The sequence below is a fragment of the Pseudomonas sp. PvP100 genome (assembly GCF_017833055.1).
Taxonomy (GTDB): domain Bacteria; phylum Pseudomonadota; class Gammaproteobacteria; order Pseudomonadales; family Pseudomonadaceae; genus Aquipseudomonas; species Aquipseudomonas syringae.
This window is the reverse complement of the sequence record NZ_JAFIBO010000001.1, coordinates 4,174,663-4,199,048: the sequence shown is the minus strand read 5'-3', so window position 1 is coordinate 4,199,048 and position 24,386 is coordinate 4,174,663. Positions and strand designations below refer to the sequence as shown.

Here is a 24,386-nt window from a genome sequence, read left to right as displayed (position 1 = left end):
TCGGCTAGACACAAAAAACCCGGTCGCGAGACCGGGTTTTTTTATGCCTGCTATTTGCCTCTGGTATCAGCCAGCCTTGAGGCAAACTACTTCGAACGGCCGCCCACTGGTGCCAGCAGCAACTCGATACGCTGCTTGCGAATCCCGTCGGCAGCCGCTTCGGCCAGGGCCGCGTCGGTGATGATGGTATCGAACTGCTCGAGCCCGGCGACCTTGTACATACCGAAGGTGCCGTATTTGGAACTGGTGGCGATCAGCACGGTTTGCGAGGCGGATTGCATGGCGGCCTGCTTGACCTCGACCTTCAGCGCCGACGGTGTGGTGGTGCCGCGTTGCAGGTCCCACGAGCTGGTGGACATGAAGGCCACATCGGTCGCCAGCTGGCGCAAGGTTGCCGCTGCCAGGCCGCCAACGCTGGAGCGGTTCGGATGATCGAGCAGCCCACCGGTGTGAATCACATCCACATGCGCAGCATCGGCCAACGCGTTGACCACGCCGAAATCATTGGTGACCACGGTCATGCCCGACAGCGCGATGATGTGCGGGACGATTTCGAGTGTGCTGGTGCCTGCGTCCAGATAGATCGTCATGTCCGGGTGCAACAACCCCGCTGCGAGCCGCGCCATGCCCTGCTTGTGCGGCAACTCCACCACCGCCTTGGACTGGTGGCTGGGTTCGCTGTGGACCTGGCTGGCGATGCGCACGCCTCCGGTGACCGAGTAGGCACGACCTTCCTGCTCCAGCAGGGCGATGTCGCGGCGGATGGTCATGTGCGAGCAATCGAACATCTCCATCAACTGATGCACGCTGAGCACCTGATGCTTGCGTAACTGACGCAGCATCAGCTCCCGGCGCTGATCAGGGATCATAGGTGTACCGCCGGAAATGGCGATCTCCTCTTCAGTGGACATTCGTACTCCTGTACATCAATGAGCCGTCTCAGGCAGCAGACGGTCCGCGCATCTTAGCCAATCGCTTCGGCAATGGAAGCGGTTGCAGGCTTTTTTGCGCGGTTCGGCTCATCTTTACCGCCGTCGCACGTCAACTCATCCAGTTGCCACCGTCGACGTTATAGGTCTGGGCGACCACGTACTCGCTGTCCGCTGAAGCCAGGAAAATGGCCATGCCGGTCAAATCGTCCGCTGTGCCCATGCGCCCGAAAGGCACTTGCTCGCCTACCAGCTTTTTCTTTTCGCCCAACGGCCGGTTTTCGTGGCGGGCGAACAGCGCATCGACGCCGTCCCAGTGTTCGCCATCGACCACACCCGGCGCGATGGCGTTGACATTGATGCCGTGCCTGATGAGGTCCAGCCCGGCCGATTGGGTCAGGCTGATTACCGCAGCCTTGGTCGCGCAATACACCGCCACCAGCGCCTCGCCCCGGCGCCCGGCCTGGCTGGCCATGTTGATGATCTTGCCGCCGTGCCCTTGGGCGATCATTTGCCTGGCTGCTGTCTGCAAGGTGAACAGCGTGCCGCCGACATTGATCGAAAACAGCCGCTCGTAGCTGTCGCGGGTGATGTCGACGATCGGCGCCAAGTCGAACAGCGCGGCGTTGTTGATCAGGATATCCAGCTTGCCGGCCTGGGCGACCACTGCGGCGATGGCCTGATCGATGGACGACTGATCCGTGACGTCCATCCGCACCGCATACGCGTTGGGTCCCAGTTCTGTCGCTGTCGCCTGTGCGCGTTGCAGGTCGATATCGGCAATCGCCACACGAGCGCCTTCGTGAATGTACGCCTGCGCAAACGCCCGCCCGATGCCTCGCGCCGATCCGGTGATCAGCGCGCTTTTACCTTCAAGTCGTTTCATGGGTTCATCGTCCGTTCAATACAGTTGAGGGCTGGCGGTCTATTTCGGATAGCCGGCACGTTTCATCTCGCGTTCGGTCACCGCCTGCGCGGCTGTGAGCGCCTGTTCAGTGGTGGTTTGCCCGGTCACCGCGGCAGAAAACAGCTTGCCGACCGAGGTGCCGATGGCCTGAAACTCGGGAATGGTCACGTACTGGATACCAACGTAGGGCATGGGTTTGGCCGACGGGTGCGCCGGGTCGGCGTGTTGCATCATCTGCAGCGTGACCTTGGCGAACGGCGCAGCTTTCAGGTAAGCCTCGCTGTAGGTGGAGGTGCGGGTGCCAGGCGGTACGTTGCTGATGCCGTCTGTCTCGGCGACCAGCTGGATATACGCCTTGGACGTTGCCCAGGTGATGAACGCCTTGGCTGCATCCTTGTGTTTCGAGGTAGTCGGTATCGCCAGCGACCAGGCGTAAAGCCATGACGAGCCCTTGTCGGTCACTTCAACCGGCGCAGGTGCAAACCCGACGCTGTCGACGACCTTGCTCTGCGCCTTGTCGGTGGTGAACGAGCCGGCCACGCTGGCATCCACCCACACCGCGCATTTGCCGCTGTTGAACAGCGCGAGGGTTTCGTTGAAACCGTTGCTCGACACGCCCGGCGGGCCATAGTTTTTCAGGGTGTTGACGTAGAAATTCGCAGCCTTGCTCCATTCCGGGCTGGTCAATTGCGATTTCCATTGCTCATCGAACCAGCGCGCGCCGAATGCGTTGGCCATGGTGCTGAGCAGGGCGATGTTCTCGCCCCAACCGGCCTTGCCGCGCAGGCACATGCCGTAAACGCCCTTGTCGGGCTGATGCAGCTTCGCGGCGAATTCGCCCAGCTGCGTCCAGGTCGGGTGTTCGGGCATGCTCAAGCCAGCCTGCTTGAACAAATCGGTGCGGTAATAAGTGATGGTGCTTTCGCCGTAAAAGGGCAGGGCATAGAGCGTGTCCTTGACTGACAAGCCTTGGCGCACGGAGGGAAAGATGTCCTGCAGATCGTAGTCCGGCGCAAGATCGGTGACTGGCTCCAGCCACTGTTTGGCACCCCATAGCGGGGTCTCGTAGGTGCCGATGGTCAACACGTCGAACTGGCCACCCTGCGTGGCGATATCGGTGGTCAGGCGCTGACGCAGGACGTTTTCTTCGAGCACTACCCAGTTGAGTTTGATGTCCGGATGCTGCTGCTCAAAGGTTTTCGACAGGCGCTGCATGCGGATCATGTCGCCGTTGTTCACCGTGGCGATGGTCACGGTTTCGGCAGCCTGAACGGTCAGGTTGAAAAGGGCGGCGGACACGCCTGCGGACAGGAAAAGCGTTTTCCGAATGTTCATCGTAGTGCTCTCCACCCCGCGCCTCGTCTGGCGGGAGTCATTGTTTTTGTTGTTGGCCACGGTTGAGTCACCCTGGTGGACGGCTCGATTACAGCAGCCCTCAGAGGGCTGAACAAACGCAGCGCGGATCATCGACTGATACTTTTTTAACCGAGCGCGCTCCGGCGGTCCGAAAGCAAAAAAGTATCAGTGCCGGTTTGATCGCGGGCTAGCCTTGGCTGGGCGCGAGGGCGTATGTTCAAGCGTCCACAGCGCATTCATAACGATAAAAAGGGGCATCCCGTGCCTGACAGCCGAGCCGCCTTGCTCGAGCAGCGCCCTGCCGAGCTTGAGGTTATCCTCCCGCAGCCCGACCATTGCTTTCGCTGGTACGAGCACGACTATCCCTACGCACTGGCGCGCTGGAACCATCATCCGGAATTCGAAATTCATCTGATCCGCCAGGGCAGCGGCAAGCTGGTGGCCGGTGATTACATCGGTGAGTTCGCAGCAGGGCATGTGGCCCTGATCGGTCCGGATCTGCCGCATGACTGGATTGGCGATCTGGCCCCCGGTGAGCATCTGCCCGGGCGGGACGTGGTGCTGCAGTTCGACGGTGCAGCGTTGCTCGCCTTGCGCGGCACGCTGCCGGAAATGGGTGACTTGCAGCGTCTGTTCGAGCAGGCGCGACGCGGCCTGGAGTTCACCGGTGCGACAGCGGTGCAGGCTGCACGCCTACTTGAAAAGATTGGCCCTGCTCAGGGGCTGGAGCGGCTGATTCTGTTCCTGCAACTGGTCAACACGCTGATGAAAGCGCCTGCGCAGGAGGTTCGCCTGCTGGCCAGCACCTGGTATGCACCGACCCTGGATGCGCGCAGCTCCGAACGGATCAACAAGGCGTTCGACTATCTGCTGACCGAATTGACCAGCGATATTCGCCTGTCCGTCATCGCGCAGCGACTGGACATGAGCGATCCGGGGTTTTCACGCTTCTTCAAGCGCACCACGGGCCATTGTTTTATCGATCTGATGCGCAAACTGCGGGTCCAGCGGGCCTGCCGGTTGCTGCTGCACAGCGAGATGTCGGTGTCGGACATCTGCTTTGAAGTCGGCTATGCCAACCTGTCCAACTTCAACCGACACTTCCGCGTGGAGATGCAGCAGACGCCCAGTGAATACCGGCGCGCCGCCGCATCGGTCTGATCAATGCTCTGCCGGCTCTTTCGCCTGCGGGGCGCGGGTAACGGCATTCACCAGCTTGCCGATGGTCAGGCCCTGCAGAAGGATCGACAGCAACACCACGATGTAGGTGATGCTCAGCAGCAGATCGCGTTCCGGCCCGGTCGGCAGGGCCAACGCCAGCGCAACCGAGACACCGCCGCGCAAGCCGCCCCAGGTGAGGATGCGGATCGTGCCGTGCGGCACCTTGCGCCAGCGACGCAGGAGCAGGATGGCCGGGGCGACGGTGACAAAGCGCGACAGCAGAATCGCCACGGCCAGCAGGCTGGCCGCAATCAGGTGCTGCCACGAGAACGGCAACAGCAACAGCTCCATGCCGATCAGCGCGAACAGCAGCGCGTTGAGCATGTCATCCAGCAATTCCCAGAAACCGTCCATGTAACGACGGGTCATGTCGTTCATCGCCAGATTGCGTCCCAGGTTGCCGATGATCAGGCCGGCCACGACCATCGCGATAGGACCGGACACATGCAGTTCAGACGCCATCGCCGAGCCGCCGATCACCAGCGCCAGCGTGAGCATGACCTCGATCTGATACTGCTCGATGCTCTTGATCATCAGGTACACGGCGTAACCGATCAGGCCGCCGAACAGCACACCGCCCACCGCTTCGTGGACGAACAGCAGAGCGGTTTCGCCAACCGTCGGCGTCTCGCCCAGCTGCGCGATACCCAGCAGCACGGTGAACACCACCACCGCGGTGCCGTCGTTGAACAGGCTTTCGCCGACGATCGTGGTCTTCAGCGGTTTCGAGGCGTTGGCGGTACGCAACACACCGAGTACCGCGATCGGGTCGGTGGGCGAGATCAGTGCACCAAACAGCAGGCAGTACAACGGGCTGACGTGCCAGCCGAACAGGGCAAAGATCCAGTAGGCCAGTGCGCCGATCACCGTGGTGGCAATCAGCACCCCGAAGGTCGCCAACAGGCCGATGGGCCAACGGTAGCTTCTCAAGTCGCCCAAGTTGACGTGCAGCGCCCCGGCGAACAGCAGAAAGGACAGCATCCAGTTCATCAGCAGGTCGCCGAAGTCGATCTGGCCGATCAATTGTTGAACGCGATCTTCCAGGCCGGGATAGCCCAGAAAGCTCAGCCCTTGCAGCAGCAACGAAAACATCAGCGCGGTGACCATCACGCCGATGGTGGGCGGCAGGCCGATGAAACGGTAGTTCACGTAGGTCAGCAGCGCAGTGAGGCAGATAAAACCAGCAGCGAGTTCAAGCATCGGTCATTCCAGAATCCGTAAGTGCAGTGTCTCGATCACCGTAACCGAGCCTGTGTTTGATGGACCGGAACTACGTCCAGACACATCTCGACACGCCACAGTGGGGTTTGCGTTGACCACGCAGAGGCGGTGATGTTGCAAAAAATGCCGGAATCACCAAACGAAGCTGGATTTGAGATGGGGGAGGGAGGGCATTGCAGACGCAAAAAAGTCAGCCCGAATGACTGTCCGGGCTGACGGGGGATGTAACGCTGAGTGGCCTTCCTGGCAGGTTCAGAATCATTGGCTGTTTCTGCACCCGCTGAGGACCTGGTACTGAACCGTGTTCAGCTTGCCCTTGGAGTCTTCGTAGGTCATCAGTTTTGGCATCACGCTACAGGTTTGCAGATCCGGGGACTTGCGGACCAGCTTGGCAACGTCCAGCTTCATGCCGTAGGTGTACTCCTTGATCTCCGGCATCGGCTTGTTATGGAGGGCGGCATACTTCTGCACGCTGGCCTGGTGTTCCTTGATCACCGTAGTGGCTTTGACTTCATCAGAGGTGTAGGCGAAAGCACTGATGGGCGAAAGGATAACCAGAGCAAGTAACAACGATTTGGCTGTGCGCATTTTCTTTTGTCTCCGTTTGAATGTGGCTTAACCCTAACCAATGCGCACTAACCGGAAGGTTGCTGAAACATTACAAATCGGTCATCTCGAAGATGTCAGCTTCCTAACAGTATTGTCATTGTTCGCTCACCTTCCTGTTAGCTCCCCCTCCGTAAGCTTGTTTCATCCCTGACGAGCGCCGAGCGCTGCGCAGGTCCGACATTCAACCGAGAAAGGTAATGATGATGAAACTGGTCAAATCGATGGTCTTCGCCGTAGCTGCCTTGTCCGCCACTGCAGCCTTTGCCGACGACGGTAACGAGTACGCAAGCCCCGCTGCCGACAAGATGCGCCTGGCGCAAGAGATGCGTTTCAAGGAACAGAACAGCAGCAAAGCCGAGCGGTACGTCAATGCCGACGAGAAAGCCGAGGCTGAACGGTCGACCAAGTCCGAAGGCTGATGCCTTTGCTACCCGACCCGCTGCACCCCTATTCGCCCTTTGTAGCAGCTCCCTGCTCCTTTGGTCGGGGCGAATCTTTAAGCGTCCTTCGGGGCGCTTTTTTTATTCCTGGCAGAAACGTCGGCGATAAGCGTTTTTCATGCATCTGCCCGAAGGGCGTAGGAGCGAACTTGTTCGCGAAGAGGCCGGCATGCTCGCTGCAAATGCACCATCTTAGCTAACCAGCGAAACGTCGCCCGGCCTGCTCCTACGGCCTTCGGCGAGAATAAAAACAGACGTATCCGTTCAATGCCTGTTTCACCGTATTGAACTAACGCAGGCGGTACTTCACTTCCTTTCATATTTGTAATCCCGCCGTCACCTCGACGTTATCTTCGCCACTTCAAGATGGTGCCCCGCTGGCAGCTCTCGTACCTATAAAAAGAGCCAGGTCGACACGTTTAAAACAATCTGCCGATCCATCGGAGCACATATGACCCAACTCAGAACATTGTCCCTTGCCCTGTGCTCGACACTGGCAGGTGTAACACCGATTACAGCACTCGCCGAAGAACAGAAAGACGGCTTCATCGAAGGCAGCACGCTGACGGTGCTCAACCGCAACTTCTACATGAACCGCGACCACCGCAATGGCGAGTCCAGCCCGACCGGCAATGGCTATTCAGAAGCATGGGCGCAGGGCATCATCGGCCGATTCCAGTCAGGTTTCACTCAAGGCACATTCGGCGTCGGCGTCGATGCATTTGCCATGATCGGCATCAAGCTCGACACGGGGGATGGCAGAAACGGTGGGCGCAGCGCTTTCGATGTACTGCCGGTCGATGAGCAAGGCAACGCCCGGGACGAGTACACCAAAGTCGGCGGCTCGCTGAAGGCCAGGGCTTTCGACACCGTCGTGAACGTCGGCGATGTCTTCCCGTCCACGCCGGTGGTTGCCTTCGGCGACTCCCGCCTGCTGCCGGAGAGCTTCCGCGGCGTTACCGCGGTCAACAACAGCATCAGCGGCCTGACCGTGCAGGGCGGTCGCCTGCACTCCATGAGCCAGCCCGTCTCCAGCAACCTGCGCGACGGTTTCGCCACCTTCTACGGCGGCGCGGTCGACGCACCATGGGTCGCCTACTTCGGCGGCGACTACCAGGCCACCGACGCGCTGAGCCTTGGCCTCTACACCAGCCGACTCAAAGATGTCTGGGATCAGAAATACGCCTCGGCGTCTTATGTGCTGCCACTTTCCGATCAACTCGCACTGACCGGCAGCCTGAACTACTACAACGCCACCGATGAAGGCAAAAAACTGCTCGGCGAATTCGACAACGACATCTGGAGCGCAAAACTCGCCCTGCAATACGGCGCACACACCCTGTCGCTTTCGCACCAGCGCAACGAAGGTGATGATGATTTCGACTACCTCAGGCAGTCCGACTCCATCTACCTGGCCAACTCCATCCAGTACAGCGACTTCAACTCACCCAAGGAGCGCTCGTGGATGGTCACCTACAACCTCGACATGTCCACCTTCGGCGTACCCGGCCTGTCATTCATGACCCGCTACGGCAAAGGCACCGACGCCGACTACTCCAACGCCAACAGCACCTACATGCGCCGCGACGCACAAGGCAACCCGCTGACCGATCAAAAACGCTGGGAGCGCGATATCGAAGCGAAATACATCGTGCAGACCGGATCACTGAAAGACCTATCACTGCGCGTGCGCCAGGCAACGACCCGGGCTACGGCGTTCGAATCGGATCTGGATGAGGTGAGGGTGATTGTGGAGTATCCGTTGAGTGTGCTTTGAGGGGGGATGATTGAGTGAAGCGTCCTTTGGGGCGCTTTTTTTGATGAGGCGTGAATATTCTCACAATAGTCGATGGTCGGTCTTACCCTTGATCTCCCACTGTTTGCCAACACGCCTACCCAGGCTGTCGTATTGATAGCTGCTGGTGCTTTCCACCTGACTGTTGGCCATGGTCTCGGTTTTGACCAGGCGGTTTTCGCTGTAGTAGGTGAAGGTCTGCCAACGCACGATGCCGACGATTTTCTCGACCAAGTTGCCCCACGCGTCGTATTTGTATTCGTGGTTGCTCCATTGCTTGAGGCGGTTGTCTTTGACGCGGTCGAAGCGGCTGGTGTTGAAGTTCAGGCGGTTGCCAGCGGCGTCGTAGCGGAATTCTTCACCGTCGAAGCGTTTTTCGGGGTTGTGTTCAAGCAGGCGGCCGTTGGCTTCGTACTCGTAGGTGACCTCGCCGCGCAGTTTGTCGAGGGTGCGGCTCAGCTCGCCGGCCGGGTTGTATTCGTAGCGGCGGTGGAGCGGGTTGTAGGCGTGCTCGACGTAGCGCTCTGGCTTTATGAGCGGGTTCTGGATCTGCGACAGTTTTTCCGCGGGTAGGGTGGTTGCGTATTGCCAGGTCTTGCGTCTCATAATCGCTGATCAACTGGCTATCGAGGTTCAGTTGGTGCAAGTGACCGCTGCCGTAGTAAAAATCATCCGGATGATTGATGCTAAGCAATTGCCGCCGGTTTTGCATTCCAGTGTGGTGATGTGTAGTTTTTTTTAAAGAACTGACTTTTAGTATTAGGGATCAATATTTAAACTTTCAATATCAACAATCAGCATAGGCTCAATTAATGTTGCCTCGTTGGAAGTTGCTACAGTTTAGCATGCAGTTGAGGTGGCGCATTTTTACATGCTAATAAGTGACAGCCATTTTTATTGCCTTACCATTAACTATAACTTTTCCCCAGTCACCTGATAGGGTGTAGCCGTCGTTGCTGCTCGAAAAACTGTCTATATTCCCATAATCAGTTTCGCCAGAAGAATCTGAGAACGCTATGAACCTTCTGTCGATCCATTCAAAAGAGTCCACATTTAGAAAGCATAGCGAAATCTTTCGGTAGCAATACTGCTCGCTAGTTACAGGCTTTTCATACATCGGGTGACTTTCTAAAACAACGGCTTCCAACGTGAAGGTCAATGATCGAATACCTTCTTCAATTGCTAAGACGTAGCTATCCCCGAAGTAAAAATTCGAAAGCTCCTGAATTTCGTGGTAATTCATACAGTCCCTTATATATCAAAGTCAATCGGGGTGTGAACATTTGGGCTTTTTCTAGTTACAGAATTGCCAAAAGCATCTGTTCTTTGGCCCGTTGCGTTTTTAAATTCAACATGCGGATCAGCACTTCCTGGAGCTCGTGAGCTACCTTGTTTTATTGTTACACGAGGAATACCATTTTCATCAATGTATTTGAGAGGTCCTCCGTCGGTTTTAGAAGGTTTCCAACCCTGAGCTTCTGCATACTTTTTTAGTTCACTTGCTTTAGGCATTCGCCCTGCATCAAAAATCTCATCAATTCCCTTTGCACCACTTGCAGAGCTTTTGCATAAACCGAACGGATCAACCCACTCATAAGGATTAGGCGCATACAGATAGAGATTATCCCCACCACTCAACCCAATCGGATCCTGCGTAATAAACCGCCCAATCTCCTGATCGTGATACCGAAACGTGTTGTAGTGAAGCCTGTCTCTACATCGAAATACTGTCCTTGAAACCTCAGATTATGCTCGACTTAGTTCACCATAAACTTTTCTATCATTCCCGCAAGTCCGATATTGTCTGCCAGGCGACTTGCTCGCCAGCCCCTCCCATGCTTCGACCATCTTCAATAGTTTGCCAATTTGGTCAGCGTGAAGTGATATGGAAGTGCTTTCTTCGCTTCCAACTTCGCGTTGATTGACTATGACGAGCGCGTACAGAGGCCGTGCTTTCAGTTTGTAAATACTCTGTTATGTGAGTAAGAGTTACATTCTGGTTCAGTAATTTATAATGGGGCGCGCCGCCATTTATCATCATGGCTTAAGATCTCTTTTTTCTTTATCAACCATTCGTTGTTTTGTAGTTTTAGTGTTATTTTAGATAAGGTTTCTGCTCCAACAGTTTGCTGGGCTTTTATAGTGGCAGAGTTCTTTTCGCTAGCTATTGTTTCCAATACATCGCTGTCGGGGTCGTATGTGGGTGGGTTCGTAGAGCCTAAGTCTATTAGTCTGCCAAAGTTGCTTTTGTCTTCTATAGCATATTTTTTTAGTATTTCTCCTAGTTTGTTTCTGTAAACTTCTTTTAAGGAAAAATTGTCTTTACCCTCTGTTATTTCTTTTTTTCTTAGTCTGAAAAATTCCGTTTCCCATACGTTCATTTCTTTCATGAAATTTTCAATGGTTTCCAGTATTTGGCTTGAAAATTCTTTATCGTTCATATTAATTCTCAAATATACCTTCTAGTATTTTATTGCCTTGTCGATAGACGTCATAGGTTATAGATGTAGGCCTCGTACCGCCGCTGCCATATATAAAATTAAGCTCAACGTCAACCGGCCCTCTTTTGTTTACAGTGCTAGCGATAGTCGATTCAAAAGCTCTAAATTGACCACGGTTTATTCCTTTTAATTGCGGAAACACCCCATCCTTACCACCCGATCCACCAAGAAGCTTAGCGATTATGTGACCAGCATCATCGTCCGGATTGCCAAGACTTCTCGCCCAACTCCGGGACGACGCGTTTGTCGCAGTTCCGCCTTTTTTGATGTCGGCTTTGGTAATCGTAGCCGTTGTTTCATACTACGCCAACTTCAAATCAGTAGCTATTTTAACGAGGTCTTTATTGGGCTCTATATACCTAATGTTAAGTGCTTTTAGTAGCGGTTGACATTGCATGTATAACGCTGTTGGATTTGCGGTCGATTATTAAAACTAGAATATTGTTTTTCACTTTTTTAGCGATCCAGCTGACCGGGTGGTCTGGTGCTAATTTGTCTAACTTGAGCGTGCATTCTTTTGCTCCGTAGAAAGTTCTGCCGCTTTTCTCAATAGTGCCTATTCTGTAATCTATAATTTGTCTCATGCTTGAGCTGCTATCCATATTATAGATGTCAAGATTTAACCCGCTTATGAATTCAATACATGCCTTGGCCTGCTCTAGGACTTTGGCTGTGTGCATATCTATGTCGTCAGATTTTAATATATTTTCAATAGTTTCTTGGTTGATTGTTTTAAAGTTCATTTGGGTTAAAAACCTCTAGTTTAGACCGGACTCCTTTAAGCAGTAGCTCTGATTCACCCCATTCGTCTGGAGATAGCTCCCAATGCCAGTTATCTCCTGGCTTGGGCGCGCCTGTAGGTGTGCCGAGAATCACACCACCTGGGCCATCTTTATTTGCCCACCATTTAGCGATTTCTAAATCCCTTGTCCATGAAGTGTAAGGGCTGACGTCTGATACGGCACCATAGTTGTGTTCCGATGGAGTGATTGTGCTATCAGTTTTTGCAGGTTTAGCTATGCCTTTCCGAGCATCATCAATAGCTGGATGGTTGGCGCTCACTCCCCGGAACAGTTCGCAAGCCCAACCGAGAGCATCAGTCCACCGAATTGGATTAGGAGCATACTGATATAGATTCAATCCCCCAGCCAACCCAATCGGATCCTGCGTGATAAACCGCCCAATCTCCGGATCGTAATACCGAAACGTGTTGTAGTGAAGCCCCGTCTCCACATCGAAATACTGACCCTGAAACCTCAGGTTCTGCTCGACCTCGTTCACCACCAGCTTCTCAATCGCCCCCCACGGCCGATATTTGGCCTGCCAGACGATCTGCCCTTCGGCGTCGGTCATCTCCAGCGGTGTACCGATCTGGTCGGTGTGGAAGTAATAAATCCTGTTCTCCGCCTCACCTTCGCGCTGATCAACACGGGCGAGTGGCGCATAACTGCCTGGCTCGTAGAGGTACAGGCTGCTCTGCTCAGGACCCTCTTCACGCAACATCCGCAATCCCTGCCAGAGAAAGCGCTTCTGGTCGGTCTGCCCCTTGATCTCCCACTGTTTGCCAACGCGTCTCCCCAGGCTGTCGTATTGATAGCTGCTGGTGCTTTCCACCTGACTGTTGGCCATGGTCTCGGTTTTGACCAGGCGGTTTTCGCTGTCTTAGGTGAAGGTCTGCCAGCGGACGATGCCGACGATTTTCTCGACCAGGTTGCCCCACGCGTCGTACTTGTATTCGTGGTTGCTCCACTTTTTGAGGCGGTTGTCTTTGACGCGGTCGAAGCGGCTGGTGTTGAAGTTCAGGCGGTTGCCGGCAGCGTCGTAGCGGAACTCTTCACCGTAGAAGCGTTTTTCGGGGTTGTGTTCAAGCAGGCGGCCGTTGGCTTCGTACTCGTAGGTGACCTCGCCACGCATTTTGTCAAGGGTGCGGCTCAGCTCGCCGGCCGGGTCGTATTCGTAGCGGCGGTGGACCGGGTTGTAGGCGTGCTCGACGTAGCGCTCTGGCTTTATGAGCGGGTTCTGGATCTGTGACAGTTTTTCCGCGGGCAGGGTGGTTGCGTACTGCCAGGTCTTGCGCCCCAGTGCGTCATAGCCGAAGCAACTGGTGAGTTTGCCCTGCGTGCGATAGATCTCGCGGTGCAGGTCATCGCGCTCCATGTCGCTGATCAGTTGGCCATCCAGGTTCAACTGGTGCAGGTGACCGCTGCCGTAATACAAATGGTTGAGGTGCTGACCGGTGGGAAGGGTCAGTGTGGTCAGGTTGCTGAGTGGATCGTAGTCGTAGGTCAGCGCGCCCTGTGGCGACGATTCCTGTGTCAGGCGGCCCAGAATGTCGTAAGCGAATTCCAGTTTTTCAGCCGTGACACCGATCTTTCTGCCACCGTCGGTGGGCGTGCGCTGAATGGACAGCAGGCGGTCGCTGTCGTCGTAGGTGAAATCCTGACGGGCGTCGTCGTTGAGTCTGGCCAGCAATCGGCCGATCGGGTCGCGCTCGAAATGCGTGCTGCGCTGTGGTCGCTCACCTTTCTCGCTGTAGCCGATTTCCTCGACCTGAGTCAGATGTCCGCCGAGGTTGTAGCTGAAACGGCGGGTCAGTTGGTCGATGCGCTTTTCTTCGATCAGCCGGTCGGAGTCGTCGTAGGCGAACGTGTAGGTGGCGTCGTTTTCATTGATTAGCGCGGCAAGGCGCAGGGCCTTGTCGTACTGGTAGCCCACGATAAAACCCTTGGGGTCCTGGCGTCTGATCGGCAGGCCACGGGCGTTGCGGTACAGCGGGATGATCTGGCCTTGCGCAGCACTTCTCCGTTGGGTTTACGTTGCAGTGCATAGGGTGTCGATGAGGTAGACAGAACTTCCTATTAGGGTAAAAAAACATTGTCTTTGTGCAATAAGCCAGGGCAATATTAACATTGCCTCGATCTAAATTGGATTTTTAAAGATCATATTCCGCAGATAATAGGAGCTATATCGTTGCGCTGGGAGATATAAAGACTATCGTCAAAGGGTGCATCAAATAAGATGTCCTAAAATTTCTCTTGGGCTAATCATGGCTTCTGCTTTTCTAAGTTGATGTGGTATTTATCAGGGCAAAAGGTTGGTAAAATCCCGCGTGCCTAAAACCCCAATAAATCTCTTTGCCATGGCTGCTTTTTGATTTGATGCTTTCACTCTCTCCCTATTCCTGAAGTCTGAATTTATTTATATTTTAGGCTTCGTGCTTTGATAGTTTTATATTCGTATAGGCTCTTTTATAGAGTTGTATTTTTCTAGTGTCGGGGTAAAGCAGAGCTCTATTGTATTGCCTGCTCTAGCGAACTTCATGCTGTAGTCGCCAGGAGCGAATTTTAAAGTTTTTCCTTGTATAACATCAGATCCATCTGGCTCAAGATCTCCCCCTGACGTATCCTCTCCGGCTCCAATAAAAACTTGGCCCGACGGGAAGTGTAGATTTAATGCGCCTGTTTCATTCTCGATGTTATCCAACAATTTAATAGTGTAGTCGCCGTCATCTCCTAAACCAAGAAAGGCGATGTTACCTTTGTTTGTCTCAAGAATCTCATCCTCCACAATGCTCCACCAGTCAGGAGAATCAGAGACTCTATGCTTAATAGCATCAATGTCAAATATTGAAATAGTTGCAGTGTCTGTAAATATAGAAAACTCTTTTGACATATAGGTACACCTCAATTAAAAATGATTGAACTGATTTTATCACCAGGCTTTAATCCTGCTTTTCGGCCTGCGTTTTTCAAAGAGCTACCAACACTTTTATTGATTGATTCATCAAGCATCTGCAGTCGTTGCGTTGAAGAACCGCCTACTATCAAATCTATAGGGTGATCAGCATTAATTTTTGATAAGTTTGGAGGCTGCCCGTACATTCTCTCAAAGCGTGCAGTCACCGCTTTTCTGTATGATCCCTGGAGAGAGGATATTCTAACATCATGAGTGCCAGGCGACCATACAAGGTCTCCTCTGGCAGCTGCCCTAGTTAATGCATTTTGCTTTTTCGCAAATTGACGCTCAAGAAAGCTTCGCTCAGCGACAGATAGACTTGGACTGTTCAAAATCTTCGGTTTATTAACATTTAGGGCGGTCGAACATGACCAGCCTAACGGATCAACCCACCCATTAGGATTAGGCGCATATTGATACAGGTTATCCCCACCACTCAACCCAATCGGATCCTGCGTAATAAACCGCCCAATCTCCGGATCGTAATACCGAAACGTGTTGTAGTGAAGCCCCGTCTCCACATCGAAATACTGCCCCTGAAACCTGAGGTTCTGTTCGACCTCGTTCACCACCAGCTTCTCAATCGCCCCCCACGGCCGATACTTGGCCTGCCAGACGATCTGCCCTTCGGCGTCGGTCATCTCTAGCGGCGTACCAATCTGGTCGGTGTGGAAGTAGTAGACCTTGTTCTCTACCTCGCCCTCTTTCTCATCAACGCGGGCCAGCGGCGCATAACTGCCGGGCTCGTACAGATACAAGCTGCTCTGCCCAGGGCTTTCTTCACGCAGCAAGCGAAGGCCTTGCCAGAGAAATAGTCGATGGTCGGTCTGGCCCTTAATGTCGGACTGTTTGGCGACGCGCCTGCCCAGGCTGTCGTATTGATAGCTGCTGGTGCTTTCCACCTGACTGTTGGCCATGGTCTCGGTTTTGACCAGGCGGTTTTCGCTGTCGTAGGTGAAGGTTTGCCAACGCACGATGCCGACGATTTTCTCGACCAGGTTGCCCCACGCGTCGTACTTGTATTCGTGGTTGCTCCATTGCTTGAGGCGGTTGTCTTTGACGCGGTCGAAGCGGCTGGTGTTGAAGTTGAGGCGGTTGCCGGCAGCGTCGTAGCGGAACTCTTCGCCGTCGAAACGTTTTTTGGGGTTGTGTTCAAGCAGGCGGCCGTTGGCTTCGTACTCGTAGGTGACCTCGCCGCGCAGTTTGTCGAGGGTGCGGCTCAGCTCGCCGGCCGGGTCGTATTCGTAGCGGCGGTGGAGCGGGTTGTAGGCGTGCTCGACGTAGCGCTCTGGCTTTATGAGCGGGTTCTGGATCTGTGACAGTTTTTCCGCGGGCAGGGTGGTTGCGTACTGCCAGGTCTTGCGCCCCAGTGCGTCATAGCCAAAGCAACTGGTGAGTTTGCCCTGCGTGCGATAGATCTCGCGGTGCAGGTCATCGCGCTCCATGTCGCTGATCAGTTGGCCATCCAGGTTCAACTGGTGCAGGTGACCGCTGCCGTAATACAGGTGGTTCAGGTGCTGACCGGTGGGAAGGGTCAGTGTGGTCAGGTTGCTGAGTGGATCGTAGTCGTAGGCCAGCGCGCCCTGTGGCGAAGTCTCTTGGGTCAGTCGGCCCAGAATATCGTAGGCGAATTCCAGTTTTTCAGCCGTGACACCGAGTTTTCTGCCGCCGTCGGTGGGCGTGCGCTGAATGGACAGCAGGCGGTCGCTGTCGTCGTAGGTGAAATCCTGACGGGCGTCGTCGTTGAGTCTGGCCAGCAAGCGGCCAATCGGGTCGCGCTCGAAATGCGTGCTGCGCTGTGGTCGCTCACCTTTCTCGCTGTAGCCGATTTCCTCGACCTGAGTCAGATGTCCGCCGAGGTTGTAGCTGAAACGGCGGGTCAGTTGGTCGATGCGCTTTTCTTCGATCAGCCGGTCGGAGTCGTCGTAGGCGAACGTGTAGGTGGCGTCGTTTTCATTGATTAGCGCGGCAAGGCGCAGGGCCTTGTCGTACTGGTAGCCCACGATAAAACCCTTGGGGTCCTGGCGTCTGATCGGCAGGCCACGGGCGTTGCGCGCCAGGTGCGTGGTCTGGTCCTTGCCGTTGGTGTGCGTCAGCACCTGACCGTGGGCGTTGTAGGTGAAGCTCTCGCGGGTGCCGTCCGGATGGTTGATGCTCAGCACTTCGCCGCCGGGTTTGCGTTCCAGTGTGGTGGTGTTGTTCAGGGCATCAGTGACGGCGACCAGTTGATCGCGTTCGTCGTAACGGTACCAGGTGCTCTTGCCCGAGCAGTCCTGGAAGCGCTCGACCTGCGCCAAGTTGTTCCACCACAGGTATTTGGATTTGTAGGTGGCATCGATGATGGTGTGCGGCAGGCCATCTTCGCTGTTGAGGTATTCGGTCTTTTGACCCAGCGCATCGATCTCGGCAACCAGATTGCCTTTCGAATCGTAGCGGGCCTTCCAGATGCTGCCGTCGGGGTAGGTGATCTGTTTGACCAGTGTGGTCTTGTAGTGATGCTGATAACGCGTGGTTCGGCCCAGCGGGTCGGTTTCTGCGGTCAGGCGTGACAGATCGTCGTACTCGAAGCCCAACTGGTTACCATCGGGCAGCGTCAGGCCGGTGATATTGCCGGTGTTGTCCAGCGCGATACGGTACTGCTCACCGCCGAAATCAGTGCTGGCGATGACGCGACGGTCCTTGTTGTAGGTCACCTCGGCACGACGCCCCAACACATCGGTTACGCGCGTCTGGCGCGCCTCGAAATCATAATCGAAATGAAACTGCTCGCCGTCGCTGGTCCAGTGTTCGACCACGCGCGGCTTGCCGTCAAGAACCTCCCAGCGGTATTCGCAACTGAGCCCCAGCGCATTGGCGTGGCGGGTCATCAGGCCATCGGTGTAGCTGAAGTTACGCACCGAGTCGCCATTGCGGTTGTACACACTATTCAACTGGCCATTGTTGTCGTAGCCATAGCGCACCAGTGTCTCGACGGCCTGGTCGCCGACGATTCGCTTGACGGTGCTCAGACGGTTGGTCACCTCGTCGTAGTGCAGGTGCACGCGATGCCCGCCGGTGGAGCAAATGTCGGTCAGAACGCCGTCTTCGCTGCGTACAAAATGCAGAAAATGACCGAGGGCGTTTTCGACGCGTTGCAGGGGAACTGGCTGGTTGTCGTCGGGCACTTCACCGAAGTAGTAAAAGACGTTATCCAGTGTTTGCAGCAGGTAATGACCACCCTCGGTACGCACCAGGTACAGCTGTTCCTGTGCGTTATAGATGCGCTGGTTGTAGTCCAGTGTCACGAACGGCACGCTGCGGCCCTGATTGTCGCTGAGGTATAGAAAGCTGCCCTTGCGCCTCAGGCTTTGCTCCCACGGCAACACCCAGCCTTTGCCCAGCGCGCTGTCGATATCAAGGTCGCTGGCGTAGAAGCGTGTCCACTCGATCGGCATTAGGCCGGGCAGGCTGAAATCGGACTCGTCGATCAGCAGTTTGCGTCCGGTGGTGGTGTCGACCGGGTTGCCGTGCAGGCCGCCCAGCACTTTTTCGGCCACGGGGGCGACGCCGAAGCGAAAAATGGCGTCCCCGAGAAAGACACCGCCCATGAACTGCAGCGCGCAAGGGCCTGCCGCTTTCAGACCGGCCTGCATGCCCAACTTGGCAATGCTGAGCACGGCCTTGGCGCCGCCGGCCACGACTAACAGAATGTCCACGGTGTAGCGGGCCATCGCCGAGACTTCGTCGTCCACCGGCAGGTAGCGTTGGGTACCGCCGCCGATGAAGACGTTGGGCGAGCCGGTGCCGATCTTCGCGCCGCAGGTCAGCTTGTCGCCTTTGCGCGCGGCGGGCTGGCCGTTGATGAAGACGTTGCTGGAGCCTTCGGCCACCTTGACGATCGGCGAGTGCTTGTCACACACGGCGGTGCTTTCGATGGCAAAGGCAGCGGGACGGCCATTGATGAACACGTTGGGCGAGGCAGATTCGATCTGCCCCGCGGGGGAGCTAAAGGCGCTGCCGATACTCTCCCCGATACTGGCGATAGCATTACCGGCCAGGCCGACTGCCATGGCCAGTAAAAAACCGCCGAACCCGCACGTGGCGACGGTGAGCGAGACATACGCCACTGCCGCGATGCCCACAATCGCTCCGAGCACAAAGCCCGCCATTGCCCCGGTGTGTTCGATATCATCCAGTAACCGCGCTGCCTCGAACATCGCCGTTACTCCTGCGGGCTGCGAGTAGTGGAGGTGCGATCACCTGGCGTGACGCTGATGTTCTGCAACGGATAGTCCATTAAAGCGTGTCCTGTCAGCGATGTAGTAGAGTTCAGGGGGCGGTCAGGCCTTCAAGCATGCTGTCGAAATCCAGCAACCAGGTTTTCAGCGCGGGCTTTTCGGAGTCAATCACGCAGCCCACGCTCAGCCATTGGCTTTGGTTGTGATCGGCACACGGCACGATGGCACCGATCAGGCGTCCATGCCGCTCTTCGAGGCCTGCGCGAAAATGAAAATCCAGCGCCAGCGCTGCATTGCCCGCCAACAGCGTTTCATAGTGGCGAATGATCTGGACTTCGCCATGCACGGGCTGCAGCGCCTTGACGGCTTCGGCGAATACTTCGGCAAGCGTTGCCTCTTCAGGTACATCGCGACGCTGAATGGAGACGACCACAGGCTCTCCGCCCACTTGAACGGTGGCTTCAATCGCGTTGCACTGGAAACCTTCCGGGAAGCCGAAGTGGAACCCGCCGAAATTGAAACTGCAGGGCGCGTCGAGCAACGGCTTTGGAACAGGGATGAGCGCTTCGACACGTTCAAGTGCCTGCTGCGCGGCAGCATGTTCGGCTGCCTCGCGCGCCAGGGCTTCGTCAGCCAGTCGGCGCTCGGAGATGCGGTCGTAAATACTGGTGCGCGTCATATGGCCGGAACCTTGTTCGTCAACATCTACATGTCCTTCTGCACAGCGGCCCCAATGACTGCCATTTGCAAGTTGACGATAAGCACTTGCGCGCGTGATTTATATGTCCTGCGGTTACCCGCTTGCCTGGAAATGTCTGAAACCCCCGTGCGAAGAAGGCTACGGACACAGTCTACTGTCGAAGGCTGAATCGTTCGACCTTTTCCCAAATGAAAGTTCACTGTGGGCAGGGCAAAGCTCCAGAAGGCTGTGTGCCGAGCGTTCTGGAGCTTGGGCGGTTGCTTTGAACCCTATTTCAACGCCTCAACCGCCTCCTCATCCTCCCGCCGATGCGCCCACTGATACAACGCTGGCAACACCAGCAACGTCAGCGCTGTCGACGACAGAATCCCGCCGATCACCACCGTCGCCAGCGGTCGCTGTACTTCGGCGCCAGTCCCGGTAGCGAGTGCCATGGGGATGAAGCCCAGCGATGCGACCAGTGCAGTCATCAGCACCGGGCGCAGGCGGGTGAGGGCGCCTTCGTTGATGGCGTTGTGCAGCGAGTGGCCTTGTTCGCGCAGGCTGCGGATGAAGGCGATCATCACCAGGCCGTTCAGCACCGCCACACCCGACAGGGCGATGAAGCCCACGCCTGCGGAGATCGACAGGGGAATGTCGCGCAGCCACAGGGCCATGACGCCGCCGGTCAGGGCGAACGGGATGCCGGTGAAGACCAACAGGCCGTCCTTGAGGTTGTTGAACATCATGAACAGCAGCGCCAGTACCAGCAGCAGCGCCACCGGCACGACGATCTGCAGGCGTTTGGCGGCCGATTGCAGTTGTTCGAATTGCCCGCCCCAACTGGTCCAGTAGCCGGCCGGGATCTGCACGCCGTTGTCGATGGTGGTGCCCGCTTCTTCGACAAACGAGCCGAGATCCCGACCGCGCACGTTGGCGCTGACGATGACCACGCGTTTGCCGTTCTCGCGGCTGATCTGGTTCGGGCCGAGTACCAGGTCGAGGCTAGCGACCTGAGACAGGGCGATGAAGCTGATCTGCTGATTGCCAGCGCTTGCAGGCACCGGAATGAGCAGGCTGGAGAGCCCGTCCACGTCGGTGCGCAGTTGCTCGGAGAGGCGCACCACCATGTCGAAGCGGCGGTCGCCCTCATACAGCGTGCCCGCCTGACGACCGCCCAGCGCAATGGCGATGGCGTCCTGCACGTCGGCCACGTTGAGGCCGTAACGCGCGGCCTTTTCGCGGTCGATGTTGATGGTCAGCACCGGCAGCCCGGTGGTCTGCTCGACTTTGACTTCCGAGGCGCCCGGCACTTTTTGCAGGGTGGCGGCGATTTTTGTGGCGGTCTGATTCAGCACGTTCATGTCGTCGCCGAAGACCTTCACTGCCACATCGCTACGCACCCCCGAAACCAGTTCGTTGAAGCGCAACTGGATCGGTTGGGACAGTTCGTAGTTGCTGCCCGGCACACTGGCGGCGGCTTTTTGCAGGTCGGCGATCAGCGTTTCACGGGACTTGTCCGGGTCAGGCCATTCGCTTTGCGGTTTGAGCATCACGTAGCTGTCGGAGATGTTGGGCGGCATCGGGTCGGCGGCGATCTCGGCGGTGCCGGTGCGGGCGAACACGCGCTGCACTTCCGGGACCTTGTCGATGATGGCTTTTTCCAGACGCTGCTGCATGTCAACCGACTGGGTCAGGCTGGTGCCGGGCACCCGCAGCGCCTGCAGGGCGAAGTCGCCCTCGCTCAGGCTGGGGATGAACTCGCTGCCCATGCGGCTGGCGGTGAAGCCGGACAGCACGATCAGCACCAAGGCCATGCCGAACGCTATCGAGCGATGCCCCAGTACCCAGCTCAGGATCGGCGCGTAGCGCTGGCGGGCGGTGCGCATCACAAAGCCTTCTTCTTCCTTGACCTTGCCGGTCACGAACATGGCGATGGCGGCAGGCACGAAGGTCACCGAAAGAATCATGGCGCCGAGCAGGGCGATGACCACGGTGAAGGCCATCGGGTGGAACATTTTGCCTTCCACACCGGTGAGGGCGAAGATCGGCAGGTACACGACCATGATGATCAACTGACCAAAGATCAACGGTCGACGGGCTTCTCTGGCGGCGGCGAAGACCTCATGGAAACGCTCGCTGCGGGTCAGCATGCGGCCGTGCTTTTGCTGGGCATGCGCCAGCCTGCGTATCGCGTTTTCGACGATCACCACCGCGCCATCGACAATGATGCCGAAGTCCAGCGCGCCCAGGCTCATCAGGTTGGCGCTGACCTTGTTGGTGAACATGCCGGTGAAGGTGAACAGCATGGCCAGCGGAATCACCATGGCGGTGATCAGCGCAGCACGGATGTTGCCGAGGAACAGAAACAGAATCACGATGACCAGAATCGCGCCTTCGATCAGGTTCTTCTTGACCGTCGCGATGGCTTTTTCCACCAGCGTGGTGCGGTCATAAACCGTTACGGCTTCCACACCTGCAGGCAGTGTGCGGTTGATCTCGGCGAGTTTGGCGGCCACCGCCTGCGAGACGGTCCGGCTGTTTTTACCGATCAGCATGAACACCGTGCCGAGCACCACTTCACGGCCATTTTCGGTGGCTGCGCCGGAGCGCATTTCCTTGCCGATGCCGACCTCGGCCACGCTGCTGATTCTGATCGGCGTGCCCTGCACATTGGCGATGACGATGTTGGCGATGTCATCCACGGTGCCCAGCTGACCCGGTGCGCGAATCAGTAACTGCTCGCCGCCGCGTTCTATATAGCCTGCGCCGACGTTGGCGTTGTTGCGCTCCAGCGCTGCCACCAGATCGTTGAGCGTCAGCTTGTAGGCGGCCAGTTTTTTCGGATCAGGCGCAATCTGGTACTGCTTGGCGAAACCGCCGATGGTGTTGATCTCGGCCACACCCGGCACGTTGCGCAACTGTGGCTTGATGATCCAGTCCTGAATTACCCGCAGGTCGGTCGGCGTGTACGGCGTGCCGTCCTCCTTCAGCGCGCCCTCGCGGGCCTCGACTGTCCACAGGAAGATCTCGCCAAGGCCGGTGGAGATCGGCCCCATCATCGCATCGACGCCTTCCGGCAACTGGTCCTTGGCGATCTGCAGGCGCTCGTTTACCAGTTGGCGGGCGAAGAACAGGTCAGTGCCGTCCTCGAAAATCACCGTGACCTGCGACAGGCCCGAGCGCGACAGCGAGCGCGTCTGTTGCAGACCGGGCAGCCCCGCCATGTTGGTCTCGATAGCGAAGGTGATGCGCTGCTCGGTTTCCAGCGGCGAGAAGCCGGGCGCAGAGGTGTTGATCTGCACCTGTACGTTGGTGATGTCGGGGACCGCATCGATGGGCAGTTTCTGGTAACTGGCGATGCCCAGCCCAGCCATGAGCAGCACAGCAAGCATCACGACGATGCGCTGTTCAATCGCGAATTGAATCAACCGTTCAAACATGTGGGTGTACTCGTGGGACGCAGATCAATGGGCGTGCTCGGCGGAGCCTTTGCCCAGCTCCGACTTGAGGATGAAACTGCCGGCGGTGGCCACTTGTGTGCCGGCCTCCAGGCCCTTGACGATTTCCACGTGGCCACCATCGCGGCGGCCCAGTGTCACCGGCGTCAGTTGAAAACCTTCAGCGTTGCGCACGAAGACCGAGGGCTTGTCCTCGACCGACTGGATCGCCGATTCGGGAAGACTCACCGCCACACTGGACTGCTCGGCGGCGACTTCCACCGAAACGAACAGGCCGGGACGCCACGCGCCCTGCGGGTTGGCCAGCGTCACGCGCACGGCCGCAGCGCGGGTCTGCTCGCCCAGCAGGCTGCCGACGTAGCCGACTCGTCCTTCGACCCGGGCATTCAGGTCGGGCGCACTGACGATGACCGGACGACCGACCACCACCTTGTCCAGATCCCTGGGCGCTACGCCGAAGGTGGCCCAGACACGCGACAGGTCGGACAGCGTGAAGGCGTTGCTGGCCTCGCTGACCATCTCGCCGATGCCCAGGTGCTTTTCCACGACCACGGCATCAAACGGTGCGATCAGCTCGTAGCGGCTTCCCGCCGAAGGATGGGTGCTGGCACCGATGGCGCTGATCTTCTGCCGCGCGTTGGCCAGGTTGATGTCGGCTTCCTGAAAGTCCTGACGCGCCTGCAAGTAATCCTGCTCGGCCGAGATTCTGTCTTCCCAGAGTTTCTTTTCGCGTTGCAAGGTCAGGCGCGCCAGTTCCTGACGTCGCTGTGCAGCGTTCAATTCGCTGCGCTGATCGGAAATCTGCTGGCTGGCAATCACTGCCAGCACCTGGCCCTTTTTCACTGACTGACCCAGATCGACCTTCACCGCTTCGACCACGCCGCTGACCCGCGGCACGACATGCGCAGTGCGGTCTTCATCGAAGCGGATTTCACCGGGGAAGGTCACGGTCGTGCTCATCTGCCGGGGTTCGGCGCTGGCCAGCTCGATGCCTGCTGCCTTGATCTGCTCGGCAGTCAGCTCGATGTGTCCCTCTTCCTCTTCGTGAGAAGCTTCCGAGGCTGCGGCGTCCGGTTTTTTCTCTTCGTTGCCGTGCTCCTGCTCGTCGGCGTGGCCCTGCCCGGATTCATGCGCGTGCTCATCGGCTGACGGTTCTGGTCCTGCTGCGAACGGCAGCATCTGCCGGTTCAGGGTCAGACTGCCCAGACCAATGATGACCACCACCGCCAGCGCGATGGCAATGCTTCGTTTGTTGTTCATGAAGGCTCCCGGCGATCAGGTGCGTGCAGCACCTTTCGATACACTCGATACAGGC

At 56.9% G+C, this 24,386-nt stretch carries 18 protein-coding genes and 2 pseudogenes; 3 read left to right on the top strand and 17 right to left on the bottom strand.

From position 1 onward, the window contains the following. Positions 1-86: 86 nt before the first annotated feature. From JOE39_RS18025 to JOE39_RS18015, 3 genes are all read right to left on the bottom strand, one after another. A complete protein-coding gene (locus JOE39_RS18025; RefSeq protein WP_003316379.1) occupies positions 87-911 on the bottom strand; it encodes a DeoR/GlpR family DNA-binding transcription regulator in 825 nt (274 codons plus the stop codon). 130 nt (positions 912-1,041) lie between these two features. Beyond that, positions 1,042-1,815: an L-iditol 2-dehydrogenase gene (locus JOE39_RS18020; RefSeq protein WP_024664979.1), complete on the bottom strand. Its 774-nt coding sequence runs from the start codon at positions 1,813-1,815 to the stop codon at positions 1,042-1,044. Positions 1,816-1,854: 39 nt separating this feature from the next. Next, complete coding sequence (locus JOE39_RS18015; protein WP_024664978.1) at positions 1,855-3,171, bottom strand: sugar ABC transporter substrate-binding protein; 1,317 nt, start codon at positions 3,169-3,171, stop codon at positions 1,855-1,857. Positions 3,172-3,453: 282 nt separating this feature from the next. On the opposite strand from JOE39_RS18015, the gene JOE39_RS18010 reads away from it, so the two are divergent. Beyond that, positions 3,454-4,353 carry an AraC family transcriptional regulator gene (locus JOE39_RS18010; RefSeq protein WP_024664977.1) on the top strand — a complete coding sequence of 300 codons (900 nt, stop codon included), beginning with the start codon at positions 3,454-3,456 and terminating at the stop codon, positions 4,351-4,353. On the opposite strand, the gene JOE39_RS18005 is transcribed toward JOE39_RS18010, so the two are convergent. Together JOE39_RS18005 and JOE39_RS18000 are read right to left on the bottom strand one after the other, a co-directional pair. Next, positions 4,354-5,613, bottom strand: a complete 1,260-nt coding sequence (locus JOE39_RS18005; protein WP_003396859.1) for a sodium:proton antiporter — start codon at positions 5,611-5,613, stop codon at positions 4,354-4,356. A 279-nt stretch (positions 5,614-5,892) separates the two neighbouring features. Further along, positions 5,893-6,222 (bottom strand): DUF2790 domain-containing protein, encoded by a 330-nt coding sequence (locus JOE39_RS18000; RefSeq protein WP_003343803.1) that lies wholly within the window; start codon positions 6,220-6,222, stop codon positions 5,893-5,895. Positions 6,223-6,440: 218 nt separating this feature from the next. Here JOE39_RS18000 and JOE39_RS17995 point away from each other — a divergent pair, with 218 nt between their 5' ends. Both JOE39_RS17995 and JOE39_RS17990 read left to right on the top strand, forming a co-directional pair. After that, complete coding sequence (locus tag JOE39_RS17995) at positions 6,441-6,662, top strand: hypothetical protein (RefSeq protein WP_003343801.1); 222 nt, start codon at positions 6,441-6,443, stop codon at positions 6,660-6,662. Between the two features lie 472 nt (positions 6,663-7,134). After that, on the top strand, positions 7,135-8,460 hold the full coding sequence (locus JOE39_RS17990) for an OprD family porin (protein ID WP_024664976.1): 1,326 nt from the start codon (positions 7,135-7,137) through the stop codon (positions 8,458-8,460). Positions 8,461-8,523: 63 nt separating this feature from the next. Here JOE39_RS17990 and JOE39_RS17985 read toward each other — a convergent pair. The 12 genes and pseudogenes from JOE39_RS17985 to JOE39_RS17925 all read right to left on the bottom strand — a co-directional run. After that, positions 8,524-9,142, bottom strand: a pseudogene (locus JOE39_RS17985) (type IV secretion protein Rhs); the annotation flags it as partial. Positions 9,143-9,352: 210 nt separating this feature from the next. Then, complete coding sequence (locus JOE39_RS17980; protein ID WP_210078527.1) at positions 9,353-9,721, bottom strand: hypothetical protein; 369 nt, start codon at positions 9,719-9,721, stop codon at positions 9,353-9,355. An 8-nt stretch (positions 9,722-9,729) separates the two neighbouring features. Continuing rightward, a complete protein-coding gene (locus JOE39_RS26570; protein WP_348635361.1) occupies positions 9,730-10,137 on the bottom strand; it encodes a hypothetical protein in 408 nt (135 codons plus the stop codon). A 350-nt stretch (positions 10,138-10,487) separates the two neighbouring features. Continuing rightward, on the bottom strand, positions 10,488-10,919 hold the full coding sequence (locus JOE39_RS17970; RefSeq protein ID WP_210078528.1) for an NTF2 fold immunity protein: 432 nt from the start codon (positions 10,917-10,919) through the stop codon (positions 10,488-10,490). A gap of 1 nt (position 10,920) precedes the next feature. Then, positions 10,921-11,247 (bottom strand): DNA/RNA non-specific endonuclease, encoded by a 327-nt coding sequence (locus tag JOE39_RS17965; protein WP_348635360.1) that lies wholly within the window; start codon positions 11,245-11,247, stop codon positions 10,921-10,923. A gap of 97 nt (positions 11,248-11,344) precedes the next feature. Then, entirely contained in the window at positions 11,345-11,722 is a 378-nt protein-coding gene (locus JOE39_RS17960; RefSeq protein WP_024664553.1) for a hypothetical protein, read from the bottom strand. A gap of 340 nt (positions 11,723-12,062) precedes the next feature. Further along, positions 12,063-13,745 (bottom strand): annotated as a pseudogene (locus tag JOE39_RS26375) (RHS repeat-associated core domain-containing protein); the annotation flags it as partial. 462 nt (positions 13,746-14,207) lie between these two features. Beyond that, positions 14,208-14,651, bottom strand: a complete 444-nt coding sequence (locus JOE39_RS17945; RefSeq protein WP_016569225.1) for a DUF6386 family protein — start codon at positions 14,649-14,651, stop codon at positions 14,208-14,210. Between the two features lie 11 nt (positions 14,652-14,662). Further along, a complete protein-coding gene (locus JOE39_RS17940; RefSeq protein ID WP_210078529.1) occupies positions 14,663-18,910 on the bottom strand; it encodes an RHS repeat-associated core domain-containing protein in 4,248 nt (1,415 codons plus the stop codon). Positions 18,911-19,022: 112 nt separating this feature from the next. After that, positions 19,023-19,610 (bottom strand): hypothetical protein, encoded by a 588-nt coding sequence (locus JOE39_RS17935; protein ID WP_044312474.1) that lies wholly within the window; start codon positions 19,608-19,610, stop codon positions 19,023-19,025. A 290-nt stretch (positions 19,611-19,900) separates the two neighbouring features. Continuing rightward, a complete protein-coding gene (locus tag JOE39_RS17930) occupies positions 19,901-23,053 on the bottom strand; it encodes a CusA/CzcA family heavy metal efflux RND transporter (RefSeq protein ID WP_210078530.1) in 3,153 nt (1,050 codons plus the stop codon). A 24-nt stretch (positions 23,054-23,077) separates the two neighbouring features. Then, the gene (locus tag JOE39_RS17925; protein ID WP_210078531.1) at positions 23,078-24,331 is read right to left on the bottom strand and encodes an efflux RND transporter periplasmic adaptor subunit; all 1,254 of its coding nucleotides are present in this window, start codon (positions 24,329-24,331) and stop codon (positions 23,078-23,080) included. Positions 24,332-24,386 lie beyond the last annotated feature (55 nt).